The 5,921-nt window shown below is 65.8% G+C and carries 4 protein-coding genes; 3 read left to right on the top strand and 1 reads right to left on the bottom strand.

All coding sequences use genetic code 11. The annotated features are described in order from the left end of the window. Positions 1-101: 101 nt before the first annotated feature. The 3 genes from IVB47_RS14165 to IVB47_RS14155 all read left to right on the top strand — a co-directional run bounded on the left by IVB47_RS14165 (position 102) and on the right by IVB47_RS14155 (position 4,359). Positions 102-392: a succinate dehydrogenase assembly factor 2 gene (locus IVB47_RS14165; RefSeq protein ID WP_247289919.1), complete on the top strand. Its 291-nt coding sequence runs from the start codon at positions 102-104 to the stop codon at positions 390-392. After that, positions 389-3,907 (top strand): transcription-repair coupling factor, encoded by a 3,519-nt coding sequence (mfd, locus tag IVB47_RS14160; RefSeq protein WP_247462213.1) that lies wholly within the window; start codon positions 389-391, stop codon positions 3,905-3,907. Before IVB47_RS14165 ends, mfd begins: the two co-directional genes overlap by 4 nt. 242 nt (positions 3,908-4,149) lie before the next feature. Further along, the gene (locus IVB47_RS14155) at positions 4,150-4,359 is read left to right on the top strand and encodes a cold-shock protein (RefSeq protein WP_007610535.1); all 210 of its coding nucleotides are present in this window, start codon (positions 4,150-4,152) and stop codon (positions 4,357-4,359) included. Between the two features lie 200 nt (positions 4,360-4,559). On the opposite strand, the gene IVB47_RS14150 is transcribed toward IVB47_RS14155, so the two are convergent. After that, positions 4,560-5,786 (bottom strand): GGDEF domain-containing protein, encoded by a 1,227-nt coding sequence (locus IVB47_RS14150; RefSeq protein WP_247462211.1) that lies wholly within the window; start codon positions 5,784-5,786, stop codon positions 4,560-4,562. Positions 5,787-5,921 lie beyond the last annotated feature (135 nt).

Below are 5,921 nucleotides of genomic sequence, written 5' to 3'. Positions count from 1 at the left end.
GGCGGGCCATGACAAATCGAGGGCTGACAGGGCCCGCCCGAGTGGCTATATCACCCCGGCCCGGCACGTCCGGGCTTTTGGCGTTTGACTGGAATTGAGACATGACGGGAACGACACGATCGAGCAACGGGCTGGACGACCGCCGCAAGCGGCTTCTGTTCCGCTGCTGGCACCGCGGCACGCGCGAGATGGACCTGATCCTCGGCCGCTTCGCGGATGCCGAGATCGGCAACCTGTCCGATGACGAGCTGACGCAGCTCGAGACCTTGCTCGAAGAGGCCGATCCCGACCTCTATGCCGCCATCACCGGCGACAAGGTGCTTGCCGCCGACGTCGTCGGCCCGCTGTTTGCGCGCATCAAGGCGTTTCCGATCGCGGACCGCGACGTATGAAGCAGGGGATGAAATCGCCGGCCGAGCTGCTCACGCCCGGCCGCGCGCTCACGCTTGCCAATGTCGCCGAGGGTGCCGAGGGCCTCGTCGTTTCCGATCTCGCGCGCGCCATCGCGGCGCGGCCGAAGAAGCCGGCTGTCAGCCTCGCGGTGATCTGCCGCGACGGCCCGCGGATGCAGCAGCTCGAACGCGCGCTGCAATTCTTCGCGCCCGATTTGCCCGTGCTGACATTTCCGGCCTGGGATTGCCAACCCTATGACCGCGTCTCGCCGCATGGCGGCGTCCTCGCGCAGCGGCTGACGACGCTGGCCCGGCTGGCGTCCTTGACCGGCAGCGACAAGCCCCTGATCGTGCTGACCACGGTGAACGCCGCGGTGCAGCGCGTGCCGGCACGCGACCTCGTTGCGGCGCAGGCGCTGTCGGTCGCGCCCGGCAACGTCGTGCCGATGGACACCATCGTCGCCTGGCTCGAGCACAACGGCTACAACCGTTCCTCGACCGTGCGCGAGCCCGGCGAATATGCCGTGCGCGGCGGCATTCTGGACCTGTTTCCGGCAGGCCTCGACCAGCCCGTCCGCTTCGACTTCTTCGGCGACAGCCTGGAGTCGATCCGCACCTTCGATGCCGAGACCCAGCGCACGTTGCTCGACATGCGCGCGCTCGATCTCGTGCCGATCTCCGAATTCCAGCTCGTCACCGACACCATCCGCCGCTTTCGCATGGGTTATGTCGCCGAGTTCGGCGCACCCGAGCGCGACGATGCGCTCTACGAGGCCGTCAGCGAGGGTCGCCGTCATCCCGGCATGGAGCATTGGCTGCCGCTGTTCCAGGACCGCATGGACACGCTGTTCGACTATCTGCAAGGAGCAGCCGTCGCGATCGAGCCGCAGGCCGAGGATGCCATCCGCGAGCGCTTCAAGCAGATCCTCGATTATTACCAGGCCCGCCGCGACGCGATGGAGCATCCGGGCGGCGGCGCCATCTACAAGCCGCTGCCGCCTGACCGGCTCTATTTGACCGAGGAGGAGTGGGCCAAGCGCGAGAGCGGGATGCCGCTGGTGCGGCTGACGCAGTTTTCGGTGCCTGCCGATGGCACCAGCGTGGTCGATGCCGGCGCACGCAAAGGCCGCGACTTCGCGCCGGAGCGCAACGATAACAATGTCAATGTCTTCGAAGCCGTCGTCGCACATGTGCATGGGCTACTGACAAGCCGCAAGAAGGTGGTCATCGCGCTCTGGACGGAGGGCTCGCGCGACCGCATGACCTCGATGCTGCGCGATCACAAGCTCACGCCTGTGACCAGCGTCAATAGCTGGCGCACGGTGCAAGCGACCCCGCGCAACGAGACCATGCTCGCCGTGCTCGGCCTCGAAAGCGGTTTCGAGACCGACGAGATCGCGCTCATCAGCGAGCAGGACATCCTTGGCGATCGGCTGGTCCGGCCGCGCAAGGCGAGCCGCAAGCTCGACAATTTCATCTCGGAGGTGACGAGCCTCGCCGCCGGCGACATCGTGGTCCACGTCGATCACGGCATCGGCCGCTTCATCGGCCTGCAGACGCTGGACGTCGCCGGTGCGCCGCATGACTGCCTCGAGCTGCATTATGCCGCCGAGACAAAACTGTTCCTGCCGGTCGAGAACATCGAGCTGCTGTCGCGCTACGGCTCCGACCAGACCTCGGTCGAACTCGATCGTCTCGGCGGTTCGGGCTGGCAGACGCGCAAGGCCAAGCTCAAGAACCGCATCCGTGAGATCGCGGGCGAGCTGATCAAGATCGCCGCCGAGCGGCATCTGCACGAAGCGCCGAAGTTGCCGGTGCAGCCGGGCCTCTACGACGAGTTTTGCGCGCGCTTCCCCTATGACGAGACCGAGGATCAGCTTGGCGCGATCGAGTCCACGCTGAAGGACCTCGAGCTCGGCCGTCCAATGGACCGGCTGATCTGCGGCGACGTGGGCTTCGGCAAGACCGAGGTGGCGCTGCGCGCTGCCTTCGCCGTGGCGCTCGAAGGCAAGCAGGTCGCGGTCGTGGTGCCGACCACGCTGCTCGCCCGCCAGCACCACAAGACGTTCACCGACCGTTTCAAGGGTTTCCCGGTCCAGGTGGCGCAGGCCTCGCGCCTGGTTCCGGCCAAGCAGCTCAATCTGGTCAAGAAGGGCCTCACCGACGGCTCGATCGATATTGTCGTCGGCACCCATGCGCTGCTCAGCAAGTCGATCAAGTTCCGCGACCTCGGCCTGCTGATCGTGGACGAGGAGCAGCACTTCGGCGTCACCCACAAGGAGCGGCTGAAGCAGCTCCGCGCCGAGGTGCACGTGCTGACGCTGTCGGCGACGCCGATCCCGCGCACGCTCCAACTCGCGCTCACCGGCGTGCGCGAACTCTCGATCATTGCCTCGCCGCCGGTCGACCGTCTCGCGGTCCGCACCTTCGTCGCCCCGCACGATCCGCTGATGATCCGCGAGGCGCTGCTGCGCGAGCGCTATCGCGGCGGCCAGGCGTTCTACGTGGTGCCGCGCATCGACGACCTCGCCGAGGTCAAGGACTTCCTCGACAAGAACGTTCCGGAGATGAAGGTCGCGGTCGCGCACGGGCAGATGCCGCCCGCCGTGATCGAGGACATCATGACCGCGTTCTACGACGGCAAGTTCGACATTCTGCTGTCGACCACGATCGTGGAATCCGGCCTCGACATTCCCAACGCCAACACGCTGATCGTGCATCGCGCCGACATGTTCGGCCTCGCCCAGCTCTATCAGCTCCGCGGCCGCGTCGGCCGTTCCAAGCTGCGGGCCTATGCGCTGTTCACGCTGCCGGCGCAGCAGAAGATCACGGCGCAGGCCGAGCGCCGGCTCACCGTGCTGCAATCGCTGGAGACGCTGGGCGCGGGCTTCCAGCTCGCCTCGCACGACCTCGATATCCGCGGCGCCGGCAACATCCTGGGCGAGCAGCAGTCCGGCCACATCAAGGAGGTCGGCTTCGAGCTCTACCAGTCGATGCTGGAGGAGGCGATCGTCAACCTCAAGGCCGGCGTGTCCGAGCCCGCCGCCGATCGCTGGTCGCCGACCATCACCATCGGCATGCCCGTGCTCATTCCGGAGGACTATGTCGGCGATCTCTCGGTGCGGCTGTCGTTGTACCGACGGCTCGCCGACCTCGACAGCGAGGAGGAGATCGAGAACTTCGGCGCCGAGATGCGCGATCGTTTCGGTGTCCTGCCGGACGAGGTGCGCTATTTGTTCAAGGTCGCCGCGATCAAGGCGTTCTGCCGTCAGGCCAATGTCGGGAAGATCGATGCCGGTCCGAAGGGCGCCGTCATCGCCTTCCGTGATAATTCATTCGCCCATCCCGACCGCCTGGTGTCGTTCATCCGCAGTCATGGCCAGGCCGCGAAGGTGCGGCCCGACATGAAGGTGGTGTTCCTGCAGGATTGGGAGACGCCGGAGGAGCGTCTGGCCGGCACCACCGAGATCATGCGCCAGCTGGCCCAGCTCGCGCAGAGCAAGAAGGCGGCGTAGAAGTTTCCGGAGGCGGCGCGGCGCGAAACGACGCGCCGCACCCGGATCCCGGAACAGCGACATATGATCACTTGCGGAATGATCGAACAGTTGCTACCTTCAATCTATCGAGTTTCGGCCGAACGACTTGGCCTCGCCGCTGAAAAGCGCGCCTGACTGACGACCCTCCCTCCAGATCTCGACGACACCCACCGCGCATCTGAGCGCGGCTAAACGTGCATCTATCTTAAAGGACGATCCCCATGACGACGGGAACTGTGAAGTGGTTTAACAGCCAAAAGGGCTTCGGATTCATTCAGCCGGACGAAGGCAGCCAGGATGTCTTCGTTCATATCAGCGCCGTTGAACGCGCCGGCATGAATACCCTCAACGAAGGGCAGAAGGTTTCTTTTGAAATCGTTGCAGATCGCCGGACCGGCAAGTCTGCTGCTGAAGATCTGCGCGCCGCATAGGCTGCCGCAATCTCATTGACGTTGCTTTGACCACGGATGTACTGGCAGAGCTTCGGATCTTTGGACCCGCGACCGTTCATCGGCCGCGGGTTTTTTGCGCCGGCTGCCGGCCGTCGCGAATGAGAATGCGAACGGTGTTTCGCGTAAAAATTCCACATAAGAGCAGTCGAACTCCGACGGCAGCGATCGCTGGCAGATGACTATGACGCCGCCCGCGACGCATCGGCCGACAGCCGCCCGAGCAGCGACCGTGCCGTATCCGACGGCGACAGCGAATCCACCGTGACGACGGGATCGCTGCGCATCTCGTGCTTGCCGTTCGAGGTGTGCCGCATCACCGCGGAGAGGCGGCGGGCGATCATGTGGGCGGTGCGGAAGTCGGTCTCGGCGAACACGACGACGACCGACCCGTCCTTTTGCGCCACGCCGAAATCCATCTGCCGCATCAGGCGGCTGAGAATACGCGCGGCATCGAGCTGGGCGCGGGAATTGCCGGGATCGAAAGCGAAACGCGCGACCGAGAGGCCGCCACCGCGGGCCAGTGTCTGCTCGACCGCCTTGGCAAAATCGCGTGCAAAGGCTTCCACCGTGAGCAGGCCGCTGCGCGGGTCGAGCCAGCCGCCGGCATCGATCGAGCGCAGGGTGCGGCTCAGCTGGGCTTCCATCGCGTGCTGGCGGATCAGGGGCAGCGCGTTGGCGGCGACCTTGGCCGGCTCGCCCGGGATCAGCTCGAGATTGGGCAGGTCGTAAGTCTGCGTGAGCTGATGCGCAGTGACGATCACGGGCAGGCTGCGGAAGCGGGTGTCCTCGGCGAGCACCGTGAGGAAGGCATCGGTCACGCGGGGGGTAAAACCTTCGGCGAGCACGACGCCGTCGAGGTCGCGGGTGTTGAGATGCTTGGCCGCCGCCTCGATCGACAGCGCCCCGATGACGCCGACGCGCTCGCCGAGCGCGACGGAAAGCGCGGGGTAAGCAGCGCCGCGACCGATCAGAAGCACCGTGGCATCGCGAACGGGATCAGCCTCCGGCAGCGCGACTTTCACCTCGGGCAGCCGGCGCAGCACCGTGGCATGGAGCGTGCGAATCCGTAGTGCGGCGCGAAGCCGCGCGATCAGGCGTTCGGAATGGCCGGCGCGCGAGGAAGAGAAGGGCAGGGCGTTGTGCGGGAGTGCGCCTGCCGCATCCAGCGCCACGAAGGGAAGGTAGGGCGATTGCTCCGCGATCTTTCTGGCGAGCGGCGCCAGATGCGGCTCGTGCCCGGCATCCATCGCGGCGAGAACCACGGCCGGCTGTACCTCTTCGACCGCGCGCACCGCGCCGGCCCAGGCGGTGTCGATCACGGGGAAGAATCGCGCCTCGTCCAGCGCCGCGATGAAGGCCGGCCGCTCGCCATTGGACACAAACAGGATCGGGCCGGCCTGGGACATCGAGAGACTCTGATCACGCGACAGGTGCCGCGCAATCTAGTCCGGCCGCCTTAATGCAGCGTCAATGGAACGGTCGAAACTACGCTTAGACCGCCCCGGAACGGTCGCGAAAAGCTTCGACCATCAGGGGGTTAA

Origin of the sequence: Bradyrhizobium sp. 62, from assembly GCF_023073035.1 — a bacterium.
GTDB lineage: Bacteria > Pseudomonadota > Alphaproteobacteria > Rhizobiales > Xanthobacteraceae > Bradyrhizobium.
Note: the sequence above shows the minus strand (reverse complement) of the source record. Positions and strands in the feature narration are given on the sequence as shown.